The following is a 23,919-nucleotide window of genomic DNA, read 5'->3' as shown; positions in this document are numbered from 1 at the left end:
GTCGCTGCAATGTCAGACGAATGGATGTTGCCGATTCGATACGGGGCGATGCGTGGCGTCGTGGCTCGTCGCGTGCGATGGAATCGGGACGCGTGGGTTAACATCGGGCGTCGTCGTGCGCGCATCGCGCCGCGCACGCGTACCGACGGTGTGCGTGTACGTGTCGGCGCGCGGACGCGCATGTCGCGGACGGGCACGTCCAAACGGGCATGTTTCCAACGGGCACATCCCGGGCGAGCAGTCGCAGACGCGTATGTCCCCGACGCGCATGTCCCCGACAAGCATCATGTCCCGGACGTTATGGGACAATCCGGCGTCCCCCTGTAGAACCGAACATTGCATCGAGGAAACGATGAGCGATATTCAGCAAGGCATTCTGGCGCCGATTCCGGCCGCGAGCCGTTACCTGTCCTTCCGGATCGTGCATCCGGAGCATGCGGCGAGCGTCCTCGCCGCGTTGCGCGACGACGCGGTCGACGGCGTCGATACGGTGATCGGCATCGGGCCGTCGCTCGTGCACGCGCTCGACAAGAAGATCGACGGCCTGAAGGAGTTTCCCGAGCTGTCGGTGCCGGGCGCGCCGGCGCCGTCGACGCCCGCCGCGCTGTGGGTCTGGCTGCGCGCCGACGATCTCGGCGCGGCGACCGTGCGTTCGCGCGACATCGAGCAGCTCGTCGCGCCCGCGTTCGAACTCGACGTCGCGGTGAATGCGTTCCGCTATGCGGACGATCGCGACCTGTCCGGCTACGAGGACGGCACCGAGAACCCGGAAGGCGACGAGGCGCTCGAAACCGCGTTCGTGTCCGGCAAGGGCGCGGGGCTCGACGGCGCGAGCTTCGTCGCGGTCCAGCAATGGGTGCACGATTTCGGCAAGATGCGCGAGATTCCGGGCGACGAGATGGACCGGATCATCGGCCGCCGCAAGGACGACAACGAAGAGCTCGAAGGCGCGCCTGCGTACGCGCACGTGAAGCGTACCGAGCAGGAGAGCTTCAAGCCGGAGGCGAAGGTGCTGCGCCGCTCGTCGCCGTGGGCGGACGAACGCCGCGCCGGCTTGTACTTCGTCGCGTTCGGGCATTCGTTCCGCGCGTTCGAGGTGCAGATGCGCCGGATGATCGGCGCGACCGACGGCGTGCACGACGGCCTGTTCCGCTTCACGCAGCCGATCACCGGCTCGTTCTTCTGGTGCCCGCCCGTCAAGGGCGGCAAGCTCGATCTGTCGGCGCTCGGGCTGTAACCGTAATGCGGTGCCGCGCCGCGCTGCGCGGCGTGGAAGCGGCGGCGCGCGATGCGCGGATGCCGGCGCATCGGCATCGCGATCGTGATCGCGTTTCGCTTTGCTCGCGATCGCCGTGCGACGCGCTGATGCTTCGGCGCGCTGATGCGGGGGGCGATCGCGACGTCGTTGCGGACGTCACGTGCATCGGAGGGTTTTTCGGCGGCCGATTTTGGCGCGCCGAATCGGCCTTGCGCTGCGCGCGGAACGACGTGCAGCGCAGCACACGTTTGCCCGGCGGCCGCGATGGACGCCGGGCGACGTCGCCGTGACGGCTCGATTCGTCGACACTCATCGTACTCGGCCCTTTTCACGCTGCGAATCGATGTTCCGCTTCGGACCGCACTCGCGGCGGTCGATTGTCTTTACCCATCTTCCGGTTTCGCCTGTTGCGCTCAGCCGATCGAGTGGATATCCATTTCGATATTCCATCGTCCGGCCTGTTTCGCATGTGGAAAAGCAAGCAAATGGCGGAAATCCCGCGCCACATCGCGAAAGCGTTATGAACGAACGCTCCGTCGCCGTGCTCTTCAATCGGTTTCAACGATCTAAAACAAGTAAATAACATATTAAATATTAACGGATGTTGATTATCCCGCCGAATATGCTCGGTTATTTTCATTCTCTGAGAGACCCTCGCTTATAGTGTGCGACGCATGCCCGCAAATCGAAACACCCATTCGAGGAGGATCGAATTGAAATTCAAGTGCATCGCAGCATCCATCCTGGCGACGGCCGCCATCGACGCAATAGCCGCCGGCGCCTGCCTGAACGGCTCCGTGATCGCTTCGTCGACCGGCGCGCCGCTCGTCGCGAGACAAGGCTCCGTGTTCTCGTCGACGCTTTACGATCCGTCGATCACGTCGAGCAACCGCACGCACAATCCCGTCCTGTTGTCGGTCAAGGTGACGAACAACGGCCAGCCGGTAGCCGGCTGCGACGTCGCGTGGCAGCCGCAAGGCGCCGGCAGCGCGTCGGGCTGGCTGTTTCCGGTGAACGCGTCGACGGACGCCAACGGCGCGGCGGCTGCATGGTGGGTCGCCGGCAACGGCGGCACGCAGACGGCGCTGGCGAGCATCCGCCGGTTCGACGGCACGGCGCAGAAAGCGGTGTTCAGCGGCTCCGCGTGGCCGCACCGGACGCGCGCGAACTCGATCCATCTGAACTACCCGCAGGCGAACAACTGGACGCGGATCAGCGTCGACGTGACGCCCGAGGCGCTCGCGCCGACCACTTATTGGGAAGCGATCGGCTGGCCGGGCGCTTACACCGGGATTCAGTCGGTCGACGGCAAGCAGAACGGCCTGATCCTCTTTTCCGTGTGGGACGCGAACGGCAAGTCGCCGCAGATCGTCGCGAAAGGGCCGGGCGTCAATTGCACGCAATTCGGCGGCGAGGGCACCGGCTACAAGTGCTTCAAGAGCCATGCACCCGTCGCGGGCAGGACGTACCGCTTCGAGGCGTCGATCGCGCCCGTCGCCGGGCAGAGCCAGACAGATTATTCGGTCTGGTTCACGGATACGTCGACCAACGCGCGCGAGTTGATCGCGACGCTGCGCTATCAGAAGAGCGTTCAGGCGGCGAATTACGCGGACAGCTTCGTCGAGGATTGGGCGACGGAAGGCGCGTCGTGTTTCGACGCGACGCAACGGGCCGGACAGTTCGGCAACGTGAGGGCGTTCGACAAGACGTCGGGGCGGTGGGTCTCGGTCGACAAGGCGTGGACGTCCGCCGTCTACACGCCGGATCACAACGAGATCTGCTCGAACTACAGGTTCTCGGTGGTCAACGGCAGCTTCCGGATGAGCACGGGCGGCTACGCGGTGGGACAGCCGCACAATCTGCCGGGCGGGCCGAAGTCGATTCTGCTGACGCTGCCTTGATTCTCGGGCGCGTCGCGGTCGCAAGGCGGCGTGGCACATGACGCGCCTCGCCGCCTCGCCGCCGTCCCGGCGTCGGATCGACAGTAGATCGCTGAAGCGAATCCCGTTCGCCCTTTGGGGGGCGAGCGTTCGCGTCGACGTCGGGACGAATGGCCGCGATAACGCGAGGCAGCATCACCGCGTGCGAGCGTGAACGTCTGCAACTTGTGCGTCGTGCGTGTCTGCTCGATCTATCCGGCGTCACCGACGCGAGGCGGACCTTGCATGCTGTGCGCGGCGCGACATGACGCGACGCTGCACGCGCCACGCCACCCCACGCCGCACTGCGCAATGCGGCACTGCCACCGCGCATCATTTCAACGTCGTCTCGATCCGCGTGCCGCGCTTGATGAACACCGTGACCGGCGTCTTCTCGGCGATCTCCGCGAGCCGCTTGCGTTGCGCGCCGTCGAGCGCGCCGTCGACGACGATCGTGCGCCGCACGTACTGCGCGCCCTCGCGGTCGACATGCAGTTCGGCGCGCGCGGACAGGCGCGCGGCCGGCCAGTCCTTGCGCTGCATGTACATCCGCAGTGTCGCGACGGTGCACGCGGCGAGCCCGGACAGCACGAGCTCGTACGGCGCGGGTCCGATATTACGGCCGCCTTCGCGCTCGTTCTCGTCGCCTTGCAGGCGATGCGAGCCGGCTGCGATGTCGACGACGTAGTTCGGCGCGTCGGGCGCCATTTCGGCTGAGGCGTGGATGAGCGGCATCGCGTGTTCTCGGTGTCAAGGGAGGGATCGGCCGGCATGCCGGCCTCGATTCGCGAGCATAAACGGCTTCGCGCCGGCCTGCAGCGGCCCTTACGCGCCTGCCGGATGCGACGACGCCTCGCGCACGACGTCGATCACGCGCTGCCGGAACCACTGGTGCGCGCGGTCGAGCTCGCGTGACTCGTGCCAGTACGCGAGGATCGGATAGGGTTTCAGCCGCAGCGGCAGCGGCTGGATCGCGATCGGCAGCAGCCGCGTCATCCGGAGCGCGTACGAGCGCGGCAGCGTCAGCAGCAAATCGCCCGACGCCGCGATCTGGCACGCGGCGAAATAGTGCTGGCAGACGAGCTGGATCTGCCGGAACCGGCCGTCGGCGCCGAGCAGCACGTCGAGCGTGTGCGGCTCGCCGAGCGGCGACACCGTCACGTGCCGCGCGGCGAAATAGTCGGCGCGGCGCAGCGGCGCGCCCGCGAGCGGATGGTCGCGCCGCATCGCGACGACGAGCGTGTCGTCGATCACGTATTCGCCGACGATCCGCGGCCCTGCGGACACGCGGCGCTCGATCGCGAGATCGAGATCGCCGCTGCCGAGTTCGCGTTCGATGTCGGCGACGGGCACGCGCCGGCTCACGAGCCGCACGCCGGGCGCGTCGCGCGCGATCGTCTCGACGAGCTGCGGCAGCGCGATCGATTCGAGCACGTCGCGCACGCCGACGACGAAGCGCATGTCGAGCGCATCCGGGCTGAAGCGCGTCTGCGCGCGCGCCGCGTCTTGCAGGCCCTTCAGATGCAGCTGGACGTCCGCGATCACCGCGCGCGTGCGCTCGGTCGGCACGACCTTGTTGCCCTGACGCACGAAGAGCGGATCGCCGAAGTGCGCGCGCAGCCGGTTCAGCGCGTGCGTGACGGCCGGCTGCGTCAGGTGCAGCGCGCGCGCGGCGGCGCTGATGCCGCCTTGCACGTAGACCGCGTCGAGCACGCGGAACAGGTTCAGGTCGAGTCGGTGGTCGGATTGCATCGGCGTGTCCGGGCGGTTCGCGCGATTGCGCGAACCCATCAATGATGTCTATGTCCTCGCATAATAAATATTCATTTCATCGATTGTCGAGGATCGCGTACGCTCGTCTCCATTCGAACCGACCATACGGAGACGCCGTGGATTTCTCTCCCTCGGCCCGCAGCCGCGAACTGAGCGGGCGCATCGCGGGCTTCATGCGCGACGAGATCGCGCCCGTCGAGGCGCACTATCTCGAGCAACTGACGGGCGGCGCGGACTGGCGCGGCTGGCGGCAGCCCGACGTGATGGAAGCGCTGAAGGCGAAGGCCCGCGCAGCCGGCTTGTGGAATCTGTTCCTGCCGGACGTCGAGCACGGCGGCGCGGGGCTGTCGAACGTCGAGTACGCGCCGCTCGCCGAGCTGATGGGGCATTCGTTCATCGCGCCCGAAGTGTTCAACTGCAACGCGCCCGATACCGGCAACATGGAAGTGCTCGCGCGCTACGGCTCGCCCGAGCAGCGGCGCCGCTGGCTCGAGCCGCTTCTCGCCGGCGAGATCCGTTCGGCGTTCTGCATGACCGAGCCTGAGGTCGCGTCGTCGGACGCGACGAACATGCGGGCGACGGCGACGATCGACGGCGACGAAGTCGTGCTGAACGGCCGGAAGTGGTGGTCGACCGGCATCGGCCATCCGCTCGCGCGCGTCGTGATCTTCATGGGGCTCACCGATTCGGACGCGGAGCCGCATCGCCGGCACACGATGGTGCTGTGTCCGCTCGACGCGCCGGGCGTGACGATCGAGCGGATGCTGCCCGTGTTCAACGCATACGATGAGCCGTCGGGCCACGGCGAAGTCAGCTTCGCGAACGTGCGGCTGCCGGCGTCGAATGTGATCCTCGGGCCGGGCCGCGGCTTCGAGATCGCGCAGGGCCGGCTCGGGCCGGGCCGCATCCACCATTGCATGCGTGCGCTCGGCGCGGCGGAGAAGGCGCTCACGCTGCTCTGCGCGCGCGCGACGACGCGCACCGCGTTCGGCAAGCCGCTCGTCAAGCTCGGCGGCAACGGCGACGTCGTCGCGAATCTGCGGATGGCGATCGAGCAGGCGCGCCTGTTGACGCTGAAGGCCGCCTGGACGATCGACACGCAGGGCGTGAAGGCGGCGCTGTCGCTCATCTCGCAGATCAAGGTCGTCGTGCCGACGGTCGCGCAGCAGGCGGCCGACGCGGCGATCCAGATCCACGGCGGCGCGGGCCTGTCGAACGACTTCCCGCTCGCGGCGCTCTACGCGTACGCGCGCATCCTGCGGATCGCGGACGGGCCGGACGAGGTGCATCGCGCGGTCGTCGCGAAGCTCGAGGTGAAGCGTCAGCTCGCCGCCGCGGAGGTCGCATGAGCGTGCGTCTCGACGATGCGCGCGACGTGCGCGACGAAGACCGGCTCGACGCGGCGAAGCTCGACGCGTATCTGAAGTCGCGGATCGAGGGCCTGGCCGGCGAGCCGCGAATCCGGCAGTTCCACGGCGGCGCGTCGAACCTGACCTACCTGATCGGCTATGGCGACCGCGAAATGGTGCTGCGGCGGCCGCCCGCCGGCGCGAAGGCGGGCGCCGCGCACGACATGCTGCGCGAAGCGGCGGTGATGGCGGCGCTCGAGTCCGACTATCGCTACGTGCCGGCGATCCTCGCGCGTTGCGACGATCCCGCGGTGCTCGGCAGCGAGTTCTACGTGATGGCGCGCATCGCCGGCGTGATCCTGCGTCGCGAACTGCCGGCCGGGCTGGCGCTCGACCGCGACGGCGTGCGCAAGCTGTGCGAGAGCTTCGTCGATCGCCTGATCGAGCTGCACGCGATCGATGCGTCGCGCGCGGAGCTCGCGGCGCTCGGCAAGGGCGAGGGCTACGTCGCGCGGCAATTGGGCGGCTGGGGCGAGCGCTGGCGCAAGGCGCTCACCGACGGCACGCACCCGTGCGACGACGTGCTCGCGTGGCTCGAGCGCAACCGTCCGGCGCGCGAGCGCCGTATCTGTGTGATCCACAACGATTATCGCTTCGACAACGTCGTGCTCGATCCGGCCGATCCGTTGTCGATCGTCGGCGTGCTCGACTGGGAGATGGCGACGCTCGGCGATCCGCTGATGGATCTCGGCGGCTCGCTCGCGTACTGGGTGCAGGCCGACGACGATCCCGCGTTCGTCGCGATGCGCCGCCAGCCGACTCACGCGGACGGGATGATGACGCGCCGCGAGGTCGTCGACTATTACGGCGCGCGCACGGGGCTCGACGTCGGCGGCTTCGAATTCTACGAAGTGTTCGGTCTGTTCCGGCTGATGGTGATCGCGCAGCAGATCTATCGGCGCTTCGTGCTCGGCCACACGACGAACGAGCAGTTCGCGGGCTTCGGCGCGGCGGTCCGCTATCTCGGCGAGCGCTGCCGGCGCGTGATCGCGGCGGCCGGGAGCGCGCGATGACCGAGCTGTTCCTGATTCGCCACGCGCAGGCGAGCTTCGACGCGGCCGACTATGACTGCCTGTCGCCGCTCGGCGACGCGCAGTCGGCGCGGCTCGGCGCATGGATGGCGCGCGGCGCGCGGCGGCCCGAGCTGATCGCGACGGGCACGCTGCGCCGCCACGCGCAGACAGCGGACGGCTGCGCGCGCGCGGCGGGCGTCGATGCGCCGCGGCTCGCGCTCGCCGGCCTCGACGAACTCGATGCCGACGAGCTGATCGCGCGCCACCGGCCCGAGCTCGCGTCGCGCGATGCGCTGTTGCGCGCGATGAGGGCGCAAGCCGATCCGCGCCGCGCGTTCCAGGCGCTGTTCGCGGCGGCCGTCGCGCGCTGGACGGGCGGCGCGCACGACGGCGACTACGGCTGCCCGTGGCCCGACTTCCGCGAACGCACGCTCGCGGCATGGGACGCGCTCGCGCGGCAGCCGGCGCGCGAGATCTGGGCGTTCACGTCGGGCGGGCCGATCGGCGTGATCGTCGCGGCGCTGCTCGGCGTGCCCGTCGAGCGCAGCTTCGAGCTCGCGTGGCCGCTCGTCAACACGAGCGTGAGCCGGATCCGGACCGGCCGCGGCGGCGCGCGCGTGACGACGTACAACGGCTGGCCGCACCTCGACGGCGCGGACGGCGAGCGGCTCGTCACGCATCGCTGATTCCTTTTTCCTTCATCGCTTGCAGGATATTCTCCATGACCGCACCCAACCTGTTCGACCTGTCCGGAAAGATCGCCGTCGTCACCGGCGGAAGCCGCGGCATCGGCGCGGACGCCGCGAAGCTGCTCGGCGCATCCGGCGCGCACGTCGTCGTCACGAGCCGGCGCATCGACGATTGCCGCGCGATCGCCGACGAGATCGTCGAAGCGGGCGGCTCGGCCGAGGCGGCCGCGTGCCACATCGGCGAGCTCGACCAGATTGACGCGTTTTTCGCCGCGCTCGAAGCGAAGCACGGGCGGCTCGACGTGCTCGTCAACAACGCGGCGACGAATCCGTATTACGGGCCGATCGTCGACACGGATCTCGGCGCGTTCCAGAAGACCGTCGACGTGAACATCCGCGGCTACTTCTTCATGTCGAGTCGCGGCGCGAAGCTGATGGGCAAGGGCGGCGGCGGATCGATCGTCAACGTCGCGTCGGTGAACGGCGTGATTCCCGGCTATTGGCAGGGCATTTACTCGATCACGAAGGCCGCGGTGATCTCGATGACGAAGGCGTTCGCGATCGAATGCGCGGCGAGCGGCGTGCGCTGCAACGCGCTGCTGCCGGGGCTGACCGACACGAAATTCGCGTCGGCGCTGACGCAGACGCCGGACGTGCTGAAGCAGGTGCTCGCGCACGTGCCGATGCGGCGCGCCGCGCAGCCGCCGGAAATGGCTGGCGCGGTGCTGTATCTTGCGTCGGCGGCGTCGAGCTATACGACGGGCGCGGTGCTCAACGTCGACGGCGGCTATCTGTCCGTCTGACGGCGGAGCGCGCACGCATCGCACATCATGCTTCGCGCGTGCGCGCGAACATCGAAACGACCAGGAGTGTTCATGACGAAGAACTTGACGCCGCGGCTCGCCGGCAAGCGCGCGTTCATCACCGGCGCGGCGGGCGGCCTCGGGCGCGCGATCGCGCGGCGGATGGCCGAGCAGGGCGCGAAAGTGTTCCTGACCGACATCGTCGACGCGGCGGTGCTCGACGCGTTCGCGGCCGAGCTGAACGAAGCGGCGGGCGAGCGGATCGCGTGGGCGGCCGTGCAGGACGTCGCCGACGAAGCGCAATGGGAGTCGCGGCTCGCGCAGGCGAACGACGCGCTGGGCGGGCTGTCGGTGCTCGTGCACAACGCGGGCGTCGGCTCGTTCGGCGCGATCGGGCAGATCGAGCGCGGCGAATGGCGGCGCGTGATGGCGATCAACGTCGAGAGCATCGTGCTCGGCACGAAGCACGCGCTGCCTTATCTGGAGGCGGGCGCGCCCGCGTCGATCGTCAACATCTCGTCGGTCGCCGCGTTCAAGCAGGAGCCCGACTACACCGCGTACAACGCGTCGAAGGCGGCGGTCGCGTCGCTGACGAAGTCGATCGCGATCGACTGCGCGCGCCGGCAGACCGACGTGCGCTGCAACTCGATCCATCCGTCGTTCATCATGACGGGCATCGTCGCGCCGCTCGTCCAGCAGCTCGGCGAGAAGGAGGCGGCGCGCAAGCTCGCGCGCGGCGTGCCGATGCGCAGGCTCGGCGAGCCGGACGACGTCGCGTATGCGGCCGTCTATCTCGCATCCGACGAGAGCCGCTACGTGACGGGCGCGGAGCTCGTGATCGACGGCGGGATGTGCGCAGTCTGAAATCGTGTGCATGCGCGGGCGGCGGTTTCTTGCGACGCCGTCGGCGTTGAAGAATCCCGGCGGCGTAGCTCGCGGATCGCGGATCGCGGATCGCGGATCGCGGATCGCGGATCGCGGATCGCGGATCGCGGATCGCGGATCGCGGATCGCGGATCGCGGATCGCGGATCGCGGATCGCGGATCGCGGATCGCGGATCGCGGATCGCGGATCGCGGATCGCGGATCGCGGATCGCGGATCGCGGCAATGCGACAGCGGCGCGCTCGCAACGTTCGCGCGCCCCCGCATCTTTCCACTCATCGAAATCATCGAAATCCTGAAGGTGACGTCCATGTCCACATCCGTCAATCGCCAGTTGCGTCTGAAGGCGCGCCCCGACGGGCGCGTCGGCCAGGAGCATTTCACGCTCGTCGAAGCGCCGCTGCCGGCGCTCGGGCCGGGCGAGATGCTCGTGCGCGTGCTGTATCTGTCGATGGATCCGACCAATCGCGTCTGGATGAGCGACATCCCGCAATACCTGCCGCCCGTCGCGATCGGCGACGTGATGCGCGCGCTCGGCATCGGGCGCGTCGTCGCGTCGAACGCGCCGGGCTTCGCCGCGGGCGATCTGGTGCAGGGGCTCGTCGGCTGGCAGGACTACGCGCACGTGCGCGCCGACGAGTCCGCGCAGTACACGAAGCTGCCCGCCGCGCTGGGCCTGCCGCTGCCGCGCCTCCTCGGCGCATGCGGGATGAGCGGGCTCACGGCGTACTACGGGCTGACCGAGATCGCGCCGGTGCAGCCGGGCGAGACGCTCGTCGTGTCGGCGGCGGCGGGGTCGGTGGGCGCCGTCGCGGGACAGATCGGCAAGATCCATGGTGCGCGCGTCGTCGGGATCGCGGGCGGCGCGGACAAGTGCCGCTATCTGACCGAGGTGCTCGGCTTCGACGCGGCCGTCGACTACAAGGCCGACGACTGGAAGCGCGCGCTGAAGGACGCGACGCCCGGCGGCGTGCACGTGAACTTCGAGAACGTCGGCGGCGAGATCATGCGCGCGGTGCTGTCGCGGATGGTGATCGGCGGGCGCGTCGCACTGTGCGGCGTGATCGCGAACTACAACAGCGGCCGCCCGTCCGACGACGTCAGTGTGCTGATCGCGAAGCGGCTGACGATGCGCGGCTTCTTGATTCTCGATTACCGGAAGGGCCGCGAAGCGGTCGCGACGCTCGCGGGCTGGTTGCGCGACGGCCGGTTGAAGGCGGAGGAAACCGTCGTCGATGGACTGACCAACGCGCCCGACGTGCTGAACCGGCTGTTCGACGGCAGTCATCGGGGCAAGCTCGTGCTGCGGGTCGATCCGCAGGCGTGATGCGGCAGCGCGAGGCGTCGGCGCAAGCGTGCGGTGCCGAGCCGCGCGCGATGTCGGACCGGGCGCGACGCGTACTGCCAGTCGATCGCGCGAGGCGGGCGAGCGGAGCGGTCGCCGACGTTGCGCGTGGCCGTCGTTTGCGCGAACGTCCGCATCCGGCGCGCCGTGCGTGCGCCGTGCGACAGCGTGACTGTCGCGTCGTCGTCGGTCGTTCGCCGCGGGCACGCGCCGGATTTATGCTGTCGCTTCGCCGGAAGCCGGTCTGCCACGACGCGCACGATCGAAGTCGTGCGGGCCTTCGCAATGCAACGGGCGGCCGCCCGCCCGCGACGATTTCGCGCTTCCTGCCGGAGGCGGCGGGGCGTTGCGTCGAACCGCCGTCCGCGTCTTCTCACTCTTCGGGACATCCGCGCACGCGACGAGCATCGACATCGCGTGGCGGCCCGCCGTCTGCGGCGCGGGCTTCGGGCTCTTCCAGTCGCCGTACATAACCGTGCTGATGGCGGCCCAGCCGCAGGAACGCACCGCTGCGGCGAGCGGCATCATTACGACCGCGCGCCTGATCGGCCAGACGACGGGCGCGGCGTTCGTCGCCGCATGTTTCACCGCCGCGGGCGCAACGGTCGCGATCGTCGCGCTGTGGGTGGACAGCGCTTTCGCCGGCGTCGCCTGCTGCGCGAACTTCGTGCGGATGCGTCACGCGGCCGAGGCGGTCGACGCGGCGTGATTGCCGGATACGCGCGGCGGGTGTGCCGCGGCACGCGGGGCTTGCGGCGCAATGCACGTCTCGCATGCAAGGTGAGCGGACCGGATGCGCGTGCGGCGCATGTGGCGCGTTGCCGTGCGCTGATCGTGGCGCGCAGGATGCGGCGCCAGGCGGAAGCGCGCCGGATCGTGGCACGCAAGGGCATTGATGTGCAATGTTGGCGTCGCATGCGACGAACCGACTGCGAAATCGCCGACGCGATGCACCGTAACGGGCCGGACGCATGCCGACAAAAAGACGCCACGGAGGCTTGCCGTCCGTGGCGCGGAAATCCCAGTCAGGGGGAACATGACTGGGGTCTGGCCGCTTTGGCGCGCCGCGCGTCGCGAGAAGGGAAGGCACGGCATCCTAAGCAGTGTTCATTGTTGAGAAACGGCTGAACCAAGTCAATTTCGGCAAATTAAGCCAACTTACCGTTCGTTACAGCGGGGTGTTCGATATGCTGCCGGCGCTGGATTAGCTGGATTAGCTGGATTAGCTGGATTAGCTGGATTTGTTGTCTCACGCCTGCTTCGAAGGCTTCAACTGCTTCGACTGCGTAGCGATTTCAACAGCAACTGTTTCGAATGCTGCGAGGCTTTGCGCATTCGAGACCTTGGGGCTTCGACTCATAGGCGCCTTGATGCGTCATCGCGCCGACCTGCGCGGCCGACAGCGTCGTGCGCACGCTGCGCACCGACGTCGCTGCTTCCGACGCACCCGCACGGCTTTTCCGCCGCTCGCGCCACTTTCATCGCGCGGCCGACCCCGCCGCGACGTCGCCGTGCTTCCGTCGCATCGCGATTCCCCACAGGATCACAGCGCCGCTCGCGAGCGTGAAGCCCGTGCACATCCACGCGACGGGCGCGAGCCCGAGATGCAGGAACGGCGCAACCGCCTGCGTCGCGAGCGCGGCGGCGCTGAGGCCGAAGAACATCAGCAGCCCGGCGGCGCGTCCGGCGATCGACGGCTCGGCCGCGAGCGCACGCGCCATCGACGCCGGCCCGCGCAAGCCGAGCGACCCGCAGAACAGCATCCATGACGCAACGACGAGCGCCGTCGAGCGCAGCGCGAGATGGGCGAGCAGCAGGAACGCGGCCGCCGCTGCGAGCTGCAGCAGCGCGCCAAGCGAGATGATCCGGTCGAGGCCGAATGCGTCGGACCATCTGCCGCTGCGCGACGCGGTCAGCATGAACGCCGCGACGCCGCAGGCCTGCATCAGGCTGAACGTCGATGGCCCCGCGCCGAGCCAGATCTCGACGACCTGCGGCGCGCTCGCGACGAACGCGAGCAGCGCGGCGAAGCACAGCGCGTGACCCAGCGCGTAGCCGAGGTAGACGGGCGAGCGCAGCAGATGCCGATAGCCGCCCGCGCGCCTGCCCGCGTCCGCGCGTGCAGGCGCGTGCGTCGACGAAGCGGCGGGAATGACGCGGAACACGAGCGGCGCCGCGACGACCGAAAGCGCGACGATGATCCAGAAGCTCATCCGCCAGTCGGCGACGACGAGCAGCGCCGCGCCGACGACGGGGGCGAGCCCCGGCACCGCGCTCTCGATGATGCCGAGCCATGCGAGTGCGCGGACCGCGCCGCCGTCGCCGAACGACTGTCTGACGATCGCGGGGACGATGACCGTCGCCGCACCGACGCCGAAGCCTTGCACGGCGCGCGCGCCGATCAGCACGCCCATCGACGGCGCGAGCGCGCAGACGGCGCCTGCGGCGAGTTGCAGCAGCACCGCGAACGCGAGCGTGCGGCGGTATCCGAAGCGGTCGGCGGCGGCGCCCCAGACGAGCTGCGAGACGGCGAGCGCGGCCGAGAACACGGCGAGCGTCGCCTGCGCGCTTTCGATCGAGCCGCCGAGCTGCTGCGGCAGCGACGGCACGGCGGGGAGGTAGAGGTCGGTCGCGAGGAGCCCGACGGCCGTCAACAGGGCCAGCGGGAGGATCGAGCGGAAAGGATGCATGCGTGAAGCTGAAAGGATTTTGTCGGTTTGCGAGCGCTCGACGATACCACGTCGACGCGAGCGACCCGGACGGCGCACGCCCTCGACGGCGGGCGGCGCAAGCATCCGGCGTTCGATGCGGCGAGTCTGCGGCGCGGTCGGGCCCGTGATCCACGCATGGGTTTTGCGTGTGCGGGCGGACGTCGAAAAGGCGTCGGCAGCGCGGCGGCGTGAAATGAGATGCAATGAGATGCGGGCGAGCGAAGCGCTCGGAACGAGCCGGCCCGGCGACGAAGGGGAACGCCGAGGCCGTGCAAAACAGCGGGGTGCCGACGATTCAGCGCCGCCCATCCGCGCCGTAAGGGATTTGTTACAAAAAATGAAATGATATAACATATCCAATCCATCGCATGCTCGCTCGCTGGCCGGAACTGCATCGCCGCGCTCGTCGACGAACTGCCGATGCGTTTCGCTACGGGTCATCGTGCACGCACAAATTGATACGTTATATCGTTTCTCATGCAATGCGCGACTCGACCCGTGATCCCGTTCACCCCGACAACACCACACCGATTACCGCAATGGATGACCACCGACGTATCGCGCCGCCTTTTGTTCGCAGGCTGCATCCCTTGTCGCTGTTGCTCGCCGCGAGCCTCGCGCACGGCGAGACGAGCGCGCCGTCTGCCGACCGTCCGTCGAACGCGCCGCCGGCAACGACGCTCGCGCCGATCTTCGTGACCGCCAATCCGCTCGGCGCGTCGGCGCTCACGTCGCCGACCGCGTCGCTGTCCGGCGACGCGCTGACGCTGCGCGGCACCGATTCGCTCGGCGATACGCTGAACGGCCTGCCCGGCGTGTCGACGACGACCTACGGCCCGCTCGTCGGCCGCCCGATCATCCGGGGCATGGACGGCGACCGCATCCGCCTGCTGCAGAACGGTGTCGCCGCGTATGACGCGTCGTCGCTGTCGTACGACCACGCGGTGCCGCAGGATCCGCTCACCGTCGAGCGCATTGAGATCGTGCGCGGGCCGGCGGCGCTGCTGTATGGCGGCAATGCGGTCGGCGGCGTCGTCAATACGATCGACAACCGGATTCCGCGCGAAGCGATCACGGGCGTCACCGGGGCGGTCGACGCGAGCTATGGCGGTGCGAACAACGCGCGCGCGGGCGCGGCGCTCGTCGAGGGCGGCAACGGCCGCTTCGCGTTCCACCTGGACGCGTTCGGCCGCGAGACCGACGAACTGAGGATTCCGGGCTTCGCGCATTCGGCGCGCCAGCGCGCGCTCGACGGCGAAGACGCGAGCGAGCCGTACGGCAAGCTGCCGAACAGCGACGGCCGCCGCTATGGCGGCGCGGCGGGCGGCTCGTACACGTGGGCCGACGGCTACGTCGGCGCGTCGTACAGCGGCTACGAATCGAACTACGGCTCGGTCGCCGAAACCGACGCTCGGCTGCAGATGCGTCAGGAGCGCGTCGCGGTCGCGTCGGAGGTGCGCAATCTGCGCGGTCCGCTTTCGCAGCTGAAATTCGACTTCGGCTACACGAACTATCTGCACAAGGAAATCGAGGACGGCGTGACCGGCACGACGTTCCGCAACCACGGCTACGAGGCGCGCGTCGAGGCGCGGCACCGCAAGGTCGGTCCGTTCGAAGGCGCGCTCGGCGTGCAGGTCGGCCAAAACACGTTCTCCGCGCTCGGCGGCGAAGCGCTCGCACCGACGACGCGCACGACGAGCGTCGCGCTGTTCGGTCTCGAGGAATGGCAGGCGACCGACGCGCTGAAGCTCACTGCCGGCGCGCGGATCGAGCATGTGCGGCTCGACCCGAGCGCGAACGGCGACGACAAGTTCGCCTTCGCGCGCGGGCGCGACTTCAACGCGGGCAGCGTGTCGGCGGGCGCGCTGTACCAGCTCGCGCCCGCGTGGTCGTTCGCGGGCAACGTGTCGTACACGGAGCGCGCGCCGACGTTCTACGAGCTGTACGCGAACGGCCCGCACGGCGCGACGGGGCAGTACCTGATCGGCCTGCCGGATGCGCAGAAGGAGAAGGCGGTGTCGACCGATCTCGCGCTGCGCTACGCGAGCGGGCCGAACCGCGGCAGCGTCGGCGTGTTCTACAGCCGCTTCCGGAACTACCTCGCCGAATACGATACCGGGCGGCTCGTCGACGACGAAGGCGCGCCCGTCGCGGCCGGCGCCGACGACGCGCTGCGCGAGGCCGTCTATCGCGGCGTGCGCGCGGAATTCTACGGTGTCGAGCTCGAAGGCAAGTGGCGCGCGTTCGAGAAGCGCGGGCATCGCGTCGACCTCGAACTGACGGCCGACTACACGCATGCGCGCAACGCGGACACCGGGGAGCCGCTGCCGCGGATCGCGCCGCTGCGCGCGACGCTCGCGGCCGATTACGGCTACGGGCCGTTCGGCGCGCGTGCGCAGGTCACGCACGCGTGGGCGCAGCACCGCGTGCCCGACAACGATCTCGCGACTGACGGCTACACGTCGCTTGGCGTCGTGCTGACGTACAAGTTCCGCGTCGGCGCGACGAACTGGCTCGCCTATTTGCGCGGCGACAACCTGACCAATCAGGACATCCGTTACGCGAGCTCGGTTGTGCGAAACATCGCGCCGCAAGGCGGGCGCAGCGTGACGGTCGGGATGCGCACGACATTCTGAGCGCGGCGCGCGGGCGGGAGAATCGGCGGCGCGGGGCAGTTCGCGTGGAGTCGAGCGGGTCGACGTGCTCGGTAAGCTCGACTAACTTTGCTGCCCGCTGCCCGCTGCCCGCTGCCCGCTGCCCGCTGCCCGCCGCCCGCCGCCCGCCGCCCGCCGCCCGCCGCCCGCCGCCCGCTGCTCACCGCTCACCGCTCACCGCTCACCGCTCACCGCTCACCGCATCCGAGCCCCCACGCCCCTCTTCTGTTCGCTGACGATCGTTTGTAAGATAGCGGTCGCCGTGCGCGGCCCTGAGAGCGCATGCGGCGTCGTGCGAAACGGCATGACTTCCTCCCGCCATTCCTTTTCGAGTCGAACATGAAAAGAACAACCCAGAAAAGCTGGGCGGCGCTCGTGCCGCTGCTCGCCGCAGGTTCGGTCTGCGTCGCCGCGCCGCTGTGCCAAACCCAGAAGCTAGGCGCGCACACGTCGAAGATGTGTGTCGAGCAGACGCCGTTCAAGCACGACTACTACACGCTGTGGGTTGACGATTCGCCGATCTTCATGCTGCCCGACGACTACGTCGAGAAGGTCGCGCTCACGCACACGGTGCCAGAGGACGGCGCGATCGAGTTTCCGCTGTCGAAGCAGGGCACGCCGACCGTCACTATTTCGGGCGGTTGCCAGCCGATCAGCGAGACGCAGGGCAAGGGCGCGGACGCGGTGAGCCTCGAAACCGGACGCGTGTGCTCGTTCAACTGGGGCAAGGAGCCCGTCGTCAAGGATTTGCGCTTCAGCTTCGAGTGAGCGGCGCGACGCGCAGCGTCGCTTCGCCATATTGCGCGGATGCGGCTGCCGTCGTCGCTCGGACCGGATCGGAGCCGACGTCGGCGTCGCCAGAGAAACCCGGCCTGGGCCGTCATGCCGTTCGGTCAAGATCAAAAAGGCCGCTCCGATTGATACCGGAGCGGCCTTTTTCCTTGGTTCTGCAGGGCTAGGCCACTGCGAACCACGCTTAACAGAACGGCATGACAGCCTGGCCGGGTTTTTCGTTTGGAATCCAGAAGAGCGCCGGGTCGTGCGTCGGGGGCGCCAGGATACCGTCAACGCGTCATTCCCAGTCGGCCTGCTCCGTGCGCGCGAAGATGTCCCAGCTCGCCATGAACAGCGCGGCGACGAGCGGGCCGATCACGAAGCCGTTGATCCCGAAGAGCGCCATTCCGCCGAGCGTCGAGATCAGCACGACCCAGTCGGGCATCTTCGTGTCCTTGCCGACGAGGATCGGCCGCAGCAGATTGTCGACGAGCCCGATCACGCCGACGCAGAACGCGACGAGGATCACGCATTTCCAGATCTGCCCGGTGACCGCGAGGTAGCCGGCGGCGGGCACCCAGACGAGCCCCGCGCCGATCGCGGGCAGCAGTGACAGGAACGCCATCAGCGCGCCCCACAGGATCACGCCTTCGATCCCGAGAATCCAGAAGATCAGGCCGCCGAGCGCACCCTGCACGGCTGCGACCGCGATGTTGCCCTTCACGGTCGCGCGCACGACGGTCGTGAACTTCGTCAGCAGGTGCTGCTTGTGATCTTCGGCGAGCGGCAGCGCGCGCCGCACGCGGCGGCCGATCTCGCCGCCGTCGCGCAGCAGGAAGAACACGAGATACAGCATCACGCCGAAGCTGACGACGAACTGGAATGTGTTCTGCCCGATGCTGAGCGCCTGCGTCGCGACGAACTGGCTGATCGCCGCCGCGCCGTCGGTCAGCTTCTTCTGGATGCCGGCGATGTCGGTGAGCCCGTAGTTGTGCAGCACGCGATGCACGGACGTCGGCAGCGCATGCATGATGTCCTGGAAGTACTGCGTCATGTTCGGCTGCATCGCCTTGATCTGCTGATACACGTACGCGATTTCCTGCACGAGCGTCCCGGCGACGAACGCGAGCGGCAGGATCACGATCAGGATGATGACCGACAGCGTGACGAGCGCGGCGAGATTGCGGCGTTTGCCGAAGCGCGCGGCGAGCCAGCGCTGCACGGGCTGGAACAGGATCGCGAGAATGGTTCCCCAGAAGATCGCGCCGAAGAACGGCGTCAATATCCAGCAAAGACCGACGGTGACGACGAACAGCAGCAGGTGGAAGAATTTTTGGTGATCGTTCCCGCTATCCATGGTGTGCTCAAGGGGAGGATGGTTGATCGGACGGGCAAGCCGCGTCGCGGCGGCCCGCCGTGACGCATCGATTATGCCTGACGCGTCCCGCGCGGCGACTGTGCGTTGCCGCGCCCTCGAGCGCACATCGTTCGGGCTGCGATCGAAAGCGCCGCGGCGGAGGCCGCGGCTCGGGGGAGAAGCGGCGCGGGCAAAAGAAGCGTCGCGCCGCGTTGCGTCAGAGCTTCAGGCGCGTGACCTTCGTGCCGTTGACCGACAGGTCGCCCATCAGGCCGGCGTTGGTCAGGACGATCACGTCGACCGGACTCGTCGCGGTCGACGTGTCGACTGCGCCGTTCGCGCCCATCTTGACGAGCGCGACCGACGCGTCGGCGCCCGCGGCCCAGCCTTCCGAGCTGCGGAATTTGTCGAGCGCATCCTGCGTCATGAACAGGAAGATGAGCGCCTTCGACTGCGCGCCCGCCTGCAGGCCGACCGACAGCGACGACGTGTTGTAGTAGCCGACCGACGCGCCGCCGACGCGCAGCGCGCCGTTGCCGCTCTGGCCGCCGAAGATGAAGCCGGCTTGCAGCACATTCGGGAACACGAGCACGCCGCGCGACTTCGAGACGAGTTCACGCGAGCCCGGCACCGTCGAGTAGAGGCGCGACAGCGTCGCGTTGACGCGCGCGTCGATCGCTTCGCGCGTCGACGCGTTGGACGATGCGGTCGCCGGCTTGTCGGGCGTGGTGGTGCAGCCTGCGAGCGCCAGGCTGCCGAGCACGGTCGCGATCGCGACCTTCATAACGAGTGTCTTGCGCATGATGCTTCCTCCATCTTGATGGTTGAACGGGCGAAAGCGCCGCGCTTATCGACGCGCAAGGAGGATGCCTGCCGCGAATGCGAGGCCGGCGACGATGCCGGCCGTTTGCCACGGATTGTCGTGGACGACCTGCGACACGCGCTCGGCGGATTCGCGCAGCCGGCGCGACGCGTGCCACGATGCGTCGTCGAGCGTGTCGCGCGCGGCTTCGAGCCGCCCGTGCAGGCGCTTGCGGAGCGCATCGGCGTCGCCGTCCTCCTTCAGCAGCGCGTCGAGCTCGTCGACGAGCGAGCGCATGTTGTCCTTCACGTCGCCGTTCAAGTCGCGCGCCGCGGAACGCGCATCGCGTGCGAACCGGCGGCCGACGCGTCGTGCTTCGGAGAGGCCGCGGTCAAGCTTGTATTCGACAGTGTCGGAAAGAGCCATGATGGTCGTTCTCCTGATGGTTTGAGGGAAATGTGCGGGCGTTGCTCAAGTGTGATCCACTATCCGGCCCTGAGTTTCGCGCGCCGGCCGCGGCGGGCCGTCGCGATGGGGCCGAAGCCTTTGCGGGGCGGGGCTTGGCGGAAAATGCAACATTTTGTGCGGCGATCGGATGCAGGAATCGATTAAGTGTGCGAATTGGAAAAGGAGATTTTTCCGGGTTTGCGCGGCGGCATTCGGTAAATGTGACTTGCTCCGATTGCGCACCGGCTGCGGTCTTTTGCTTCTTGTGCGGACCGTTTCGTCCATTGCCGCGATCGCTCGAGGGGGCGGGACGGGCGTTTCGCGAAGCGATCGCCGTGAGGATTCCGTCGTCATGTCGGCACGGCAGCGCGTGTGCGCGCCGAATGATCCGACGTCGCCGGCACGAGCGGATCGATCGCGGATTCGTCGCCGCAATCGTCGAATGTGTTCGCGAGCGACATGCGTTGAAGCGATGCGACGAGGAAAATTCAAAGGAGGCCGATTTGTCTGCGTCGGCAACCGGCGACCGGCAACCAGCCGCTCGATGCCCGGCACCGCTTCCGCGCATGCCGGCATCGCACGGCATGCGCGGAAGCATCGTTCGTCACACGGCCCGCATGACGAACGGCGCGACATCGGATGCGTTACCGCCAGGCGCGACGACTATGCGCGTCCGCCATTTCTGCGCCCTTGCGGGAGGCGGCGGCCGCATATTCGTCGGCGAGCGCGATGTCGATCAGCACCGGGTCGTGATCCGACGAGCGATACGCGTCGGGCGCGTAGTACGTGCGCTGCTGTTCGGCGGTCTTGTACGCGAGCGTGTATTGCAGTGCGATCGGCTCGTCCGCGTTGATGTGCCAGTCGTGCACCGCCTTCACGCGCGACGCGAGCGCGCGCGACGCGAGCGCGTGGTCGAGATAGCCGGCCTCGCCGTTGTACACGTAGCTGTACGCGCCCGCGCCGATCTTGCTCGACACGAGATTCACGTAGCCGCGCGACTCGAGCGTGCGAACCGGGTCCTCGTACGTGTAACTGTTCAGGTCGCCGATCAGCAGCACGCCTTCGCTCGGCACGCCGGTCGGCGTGCGGGCGAGCCAGTCCGCGACCTTCGACGCCGCGCGCGTGCGCGTCGCGTTCCAGCAGCCCTGGCCGTCGCCCTGGTCGAGGTCGTCGCCCGCTGCGTCCGGGCAGTTCTTCGATTTCAGGTGATTCACGGCGACCGTCACCGCGCGCGAGCCGCCGACGGGCCGGAAGGTTTGCGCGAGCGGCTGGCGGTTCTTGTCGTCGATCGCGAGCGTCGCCGCCTGGCCGACCGGCTTCACCTTGCGGCTGTCATAGATCAGCGCGACCGAGATTGCGTCGCCGCCGAGCCGCGCGACGCCCGGATCGACGACGCGCCAGCCGTCGCCGAGCTTCGCCGCCAGTTGGCGCACGGCGCTCAGCTCGCCGTAGCCGTCGTTCTCGATTTCCATCAGGCCGATCACGTCGGCATCGAGCGCTTTCAGCGCGCTGACGATCTTCGCGTCCTGACGGACGAACTCGTCGTAGTTCTTCGCGCCGCGGTTGTTCGGATCGTCGAAGCCGCCGCCGGTGCCGTCGCCGTTGAAATAATTCAGTACGTTAAACGAAGCGACCCGCAGGTTCGCGCGCGGATCGCGTGCGGGCGCAGTCGTGCGCGGATTCGCACTCGCGCCGAACGCCGGCGTGCGCGCGCCCGGCACCGGCTGCAGGCGCCACGCGCCGTAGCGCATCTCCAGCACGCCTTCGACGCCGCCGACCGTGTAACCCGCGCGCAGCGTGTTCGCGGCGCTCAGCGCCGGCGCCGGATACGGGATGGTCGCCGGATTCTGCTTGTTCGAGCCGTCGTCGAGGATCAGCCGGTTGCGCGCGTTCGCTTCGGCCACCGTTTTCGCCTGCGCGGGCGGCACGACGCTCGTCGGCGTGCGCAGGCGCCCGTTGCTGAGCAGCACGCTGCCGTAGCGGCCGAGCTCGTAGACTTCGGTGACGGTCAATGTCTGCGGCAGCCGCACGAGCATCCCTTCGTATGCGGCGAACGTGCTCGCGTTGTCGACGGGCAGCGTGAGCGTCGCGGGCGTGACCGACTGGCCGCTCCCGCAGACCGCGATGCCGCCCGACAGCGTGAGCTGCGTCTGCCCGTATTTCTCTTCGACCTTGCCCGCCAGATGCACGAGATCGCCCGCTTGCGCGCGCGCCTTCGGCGCATAGACGAACAGCCCTTCGGACACGCCGGGCTGGTTGCGGCGCTGCGGATCGGCCTGCTGGACGAAGAAGCCGCCGAAGCCGTCGGTGCCGCCGAAGTCGGCCGTGACGACGGCTTCGATCGATACATTCTGGCCGGCGAGCGGAGACGGTGCGCCGGCGCCCTGGATCTCGGCGATCGGCGTCGCGCTGCCGCCGCAGTTCGTGCTGACGGGCGCGGCGGTGGCCGCGAAGGCGGGCGCGGCGGCGAGGGACGGAAGGAGCGACAGGGCGGCGAGCAAGGGTATCGGAGTGCGCATGAGGACGGTCCGTTGTGTGGGAATCCTGAAAGCTTAATGACGCATGTTGACAGTTTTGCGTAAAGAATAGACATGGATATGTAATCAGGCCATATTTTTGGGGGCCGTATTCACGGCGCATCGTCGATGCGGGATCGGCGATTCGCGATAGAACCGTTTCCTGCATCCGGGGCGAGGCGACGCCGGGCGCTTTCACGCGCCGGCCGCGTGTTCACCCGCGCGGTTCCGCATCGCAGGGGAAGCCTTCGATTCCGATGGACCGCCGCACGCCAGCCGCTCAGAATAGAGGCGCGGCCATCAGCGATTGCCGGCTCGATGCGGCCGCATCGAGCGATTCCGGACGGCATCGTCACAGGAGGTGACGCAAATGAGCTACATGTTGTTGATCATCGAACCGCGGGGCCAACGCACGGCACGCACGCGAGCCGAAGGCGAAATCCTGTACGAGCGGATGCGCCACTTCGCCGGCGAGCTTCAATCGCGCGGCGTGCTGATCGGCGCCGAATCGCTCGTGTCCGACGACAAGTCGACGCGCGTGCAGGTGCGCAACGGCGAAGTGCGCCTCGTCGACGGACCGTTCGCCGAAGCGAAGGAAATGGTCGGCGGCTTCTTCCTGCTCGACGTCGAGACGGAAGGCGAAGCGCTCGCAATCGCGAAGGGCTGCCCTGCTGCCGAGTGGTGCTCGGTCGAGGTGCGCGAGATCGGCCCGTGCTTCTCCTGAGCGGTTTCGCGTGAATCCGACCGACGCCCGCCGGGCGTCGCGTATCGCATCGATCCAGGGTCCGTTCACGCTAAACGGGTTTGCGAACGTGCGCTGCATGCCGCCTGCCAACGGGGCTTACCGCGGGGCGCAGTGCAACGAGGGAGGCGCATCGTCTGGCCGGGCCAAACACCCCGAATTTCGCGGGATCGGCCGCCGGAAAGGCCGATCGCCGCGCCATGCCCGCTGCGAATACATCCTGTATTCGTTCTTGCGCTTGGCTTTTTGGGCGGCGAGTGCAAGCCCGTCATGCGCGTGAACCGGCGCTAGGGGTTTTCCCGAGTTCGACGCCCGGAATGTCGAGCGGCGATCGCATTGTCCGTCGTAGGGTCGGGATGCCGGATGAGGCGTCCGTCCATCTGCCAAAGGAGAGAGCGATGCGTTTCATGATCATGGTGAAGGCCAACGCGACGAGCGAGTCCGGTGCGATGCCCGACGAATCCCTGATCGCCGCGATGGCGACCTATCACGAAGAACTGGCGAAGGCGGGCGTGCTGCTCGATGCGTCGGGGCTGCAGCCGTCGTCGAAGGGCTGGCGCGTTCGTTATTCGGGCGGCAAGCGCACCGTCGTCGACGGTCCGTTCACCGAAACGAAGGAACTGATCGCCGGCTATACGCTGATCCAGGTGCGGTCGCGCGACGAGGCGCTCGAATGGACCCGCCGTTTTCCCGCGCCGTTCGGCGAGCGCGAGGACGGCGAGATCGAAGTGCGGCAGCTGTTCGAGTTCGACGACTTCGAGCCGAGCGATGCGGTCGAGCGGTTCCGCGAGCTCGACAGCAAGCTCGGCTGACGCGAGCGAGA

At 68.2% G+C, this 23,919-nt stretch carries 20 protein-coding genes; 13 read left to right on the top strand and 7 right to left on the bottom strand.

Annotated features, from left to right (window positions below; translation table 11 throughout):
* Positions 1-352 precede the first annotated feature (352 nt).
* Both WS70_RS28990 and WS70_RS28980 read left to right on the top strand, forming a co-directional pair.
* On the top strand, positions 353-1,237 hold the full coding sequence (locus tag WS70_RS28990; protein WP_059598545.1) for a Dyp-type peroxidase: 885 nt from the start codon (positions 353-355) through the stop codon (positions 1,235-1,237).
* 695 nt (positions 1,238-1,932) lie between these two features.
* The gene (locus WS70_RS28980) at positions 1,933-3,159 is read left to right on the top strand and encodes a DUF3472 domain-containing protein (RefSeq protein ID WP_059598546.1); all 1,227 of its coding nucleotides are present in this window, start codon (positions 1,933-1,935) and stop codon (positions 3,157-3,159) included.
* 351 nt (positions 3,160-3,510) lie between these two features.
* Here WS70_RS28980 and WS70_RS28975 read toward each other — a convergent pair whose 3' ends face one another.
* On the bottom strand, positions 3,511-3,912 hold the full coding sequence (locus WS70_RS28975; protein ID WP_059472694.1) for an OsmC family protein: 402 nt from the start codon (positions 3,910-3,912) through the stop codon (positions 3,511-3,513).
* 90 nt (positions 3,913-4,002) lie between these two features.
* Positions 4,003-4,929, bottom strand: a complete 927-nt coding sequence (locus tag WS70_RS28970) for a LysR family transcriptional regulator (RefSeq protein WP_059598583.1) — start codon at positions 4,927-4,929, stop codon at positions 4,003-4,005.
* A 137-nt stretch (positions 4,930-5,066) separates the two neighbouring features.
* Here WS70_RS28970 and WS70_RS28965 point away from each other — a divergent pair, with 137 nt between their 5' ends.
* The 7 genes from WS70_RS28965 to WS70_RS28930 all read left to right on the top strand — a co-directional run bounded on the left by WS70_RS28965 (position 5,067) and on the right by WS70_RS28930 (position 11,802).
* Entirely contained in the window at positions 5,067-6,299 is a 1,233-nt protein-coding gene (locus tag WS70_RS28965) for an acyl-CoA dehydrogenase family protein (RefSeq protein WP_059598547.1), read from the top strand.
* A complete protein-coding gene (locus WS70_RS28960; RefSeq protein WP_059598548.1) occupies positions 6,296-7,372 on the top strand; it encodes a phosphotransferase family protein in 1,077 nt (358 codons plus the stop codon). Before WS70_RS28965 ends, WS70_RS28960 begins: the two co-directional genes overlap by 4 nt.
* Positions 7,369-8,058 carry a histidine phosphatase family protein gene (locus WS70_RS28955; protein WP_059472697.1) on the top strand — a complete coding sequence of 230 codons (690 nt, stop codon included), beginning with the start codon at positions 7,369-7,371 and terminating at the stop codon, positions 8,056-8,058. The genes WS70_RS28960 and WS70_RS28955 overlap by 4 nt, the downstream gene beginning before the upstream one ends.
* Before the next feature lie 35 nt (positions 8,059-8,093).
* The gene (locus WS70_RS28950; protein ID WP_059472698.1) at positions 8,094-8,864 is read left to right on the top strand and encodes an SDR family oxidoreductase; all 771 of its coding nucleotides are present in this window, start codon (positions 8,094-8,096) and stop codon (positions 8,862-8,864) included.
* A 66-nt stretch (positions 8,865-8,930) separates the two neighbouring features.
* Positions 8,931-9,728, top strand: a complete 798-nt coding sequence (locus WS70_RS28945) for an SDR family oxidoreductase (RefSeq protein ID WP_108034093.1) — start codon at positions 8,931-8,933, stop codon at positions 9,726-9,728.
* A gap of 75 nt (positions 9,729-9,803) precedes the next feature.
* Positions 9,804-11,075, top strand: coding sequence for an NADP-dependent oxidoreductase (locus tag WS70_RS28940; protein WP_108034135.1), 1,272 nt, complete (start codon positions 9,804-9,806; stop codon positions 11,073-11,075).
* Positions 11,076-11,439: 364 nt separating this feature from the next.
* Positions 11,440-11,802, top strand: coding sequence for an MFS transporter (locus tag WS70_RS28930; RefSeq protein ID WP_059598550.1), 363 nt, complete (start codon positions 11,440-11,442; stop codon positions 11,800-11,802).
* Between the two features lie 769 nt (positions 11,803-12,571).
* Here WS70_RS28930 and WS70_RS28920 read toward each other — a convergent pair.
* Entirely contained in the window at positions 12,572-13,783 is a 1,212-nt protein-coding gene (locus tag WS70_RS28920) for an MFS transporter (RefSeq protein ID WP_059598551.1), read from the bottom strand.
* A 560-nt stretch (positions 13,784-14,343) separates the two neighbouring features.
* Between WS70_RS28920 and WS70_RS28910 the strand changes: the two genes are divergently transcribed.
* Both WS70_RS28910 and WS70_RS28905 read left to right on the top strand, forming a co-directional pair.
* Positions 14,344-16,440, top strand: a complete 2,097-nt coding sequence (locus WS70_RS28910) for a TonB-dependent receptor (RefSeq protein WP_059598552.1) — start codon at positions 14,344-14,346, stop codon at positions 16,438-16,440.
* 357 nt (positions 16,441-16,797) lie between these two features.
* Entirely contained in the window at positions 16,798-17,226 is a 429-nt protein-coding gene (locus WS70_RS28905) for a hypothetical protein (RefSeq protein ID WP_059472704.1), read from the top strand.
* Positions 17,227-17,530: 304 nt separating this feature from the next.
* On the opposite strand, the gene WS70_RS28900 is transcribed toward WS70_RS28905, so the two are convergent.
* The 4 genes from WS70_RS28900 to WS70_RS28885 form a co-directional block, all read right to left on the bottom strand.
* On the bottom strand, positions 17,531-18,589 hold the full coding sequence (locus WS70_RS28900; RefSeq protein ID WP_059598553.1) for an AI-2E family transporter: 1,059 nt from the start codon (positions 18,587-18,589) through the stop codon (positions 17,531-17,533).
* Positions 18,590-18,806: 217 nt separating this feature from the next.
* Complete coding sequence (locus WS70_RS28895; protein WP_059472706.1) at positions 18,807-19,391, bottom strand: BPSL1445 family SYLF domain-containing lipoprotein; 585 nt, start codon at positions 19,389-19,391, stop codon at positions 18,807-18,809.
* A gap of 45 nt (positions 19,392-19,436) precedes the next feature.
* Positions 19,437-19,817, bottom strand: coding sequence for an ElaB/YgaM/YqjD family protein (locus tag WS70_RS28890; protein ID WP_059598554.1), 381 nt, complete (start codon positions 19,815-19,817; stop codon positions 19,437-19,439).
* Between the two features lie 665 nt (positions 19,818-20,482).
* Positions 20,483-22,357: an ExeM/NucH family extracellular endonuclease gene (locus WS70_RS28885; RefSeq protein ID WP_059472708.1), complete on the bottom strand. Its 1,875-nt coding sequence runs from the start codon at positions 22,355-22,357 to the stop codon at positions 20,483-20,485.
* A gap of 367 nt (positions 22,358-22,724) precedes the next feature.
* Here WS70_RS28885 and WS70_RS28880 point away from each other — a divergent pair, with 367 nt between their 5' ends.
* Positions 22,725-23,078, top strand: coding sequence for a YciI family protein (locus tag WS70_RS28880; RefSeq protein WP_059472709.1), 354 nt, complete (start codon positions 22,725-22,727; stop codon positions 23,076-23,078).
* A 416-nt stretch (positions 23,079-23,494) separates the two neighbouring features.
* Positions 23,495-23,908 (top strand): YciI family protein, encoded by a 414-nt coding sequence (locus WS70_RS28875; RefSeq protein WP_059598584.1) that lies wholly within the window; start codon positions 23,495-23,497, stop codon positions 23,906-23,908.
* Positions 23,909-23,919: the final 11 nt, after the last annotated feature.

This window comes from Burkholderia mayonis, from assembly GCF_001523745.2.
GTDB lineage: Bacteria > Pseudomonadota > Gammaproteobacteria > Burkholderiales > Burkholderiaceae > Burkholderia > Burkholderia mayonis.
Note: the sequence above shows the minus strand (reverse complement) of the source record. Positions and strands in the feature narration are given on the sequence as shown.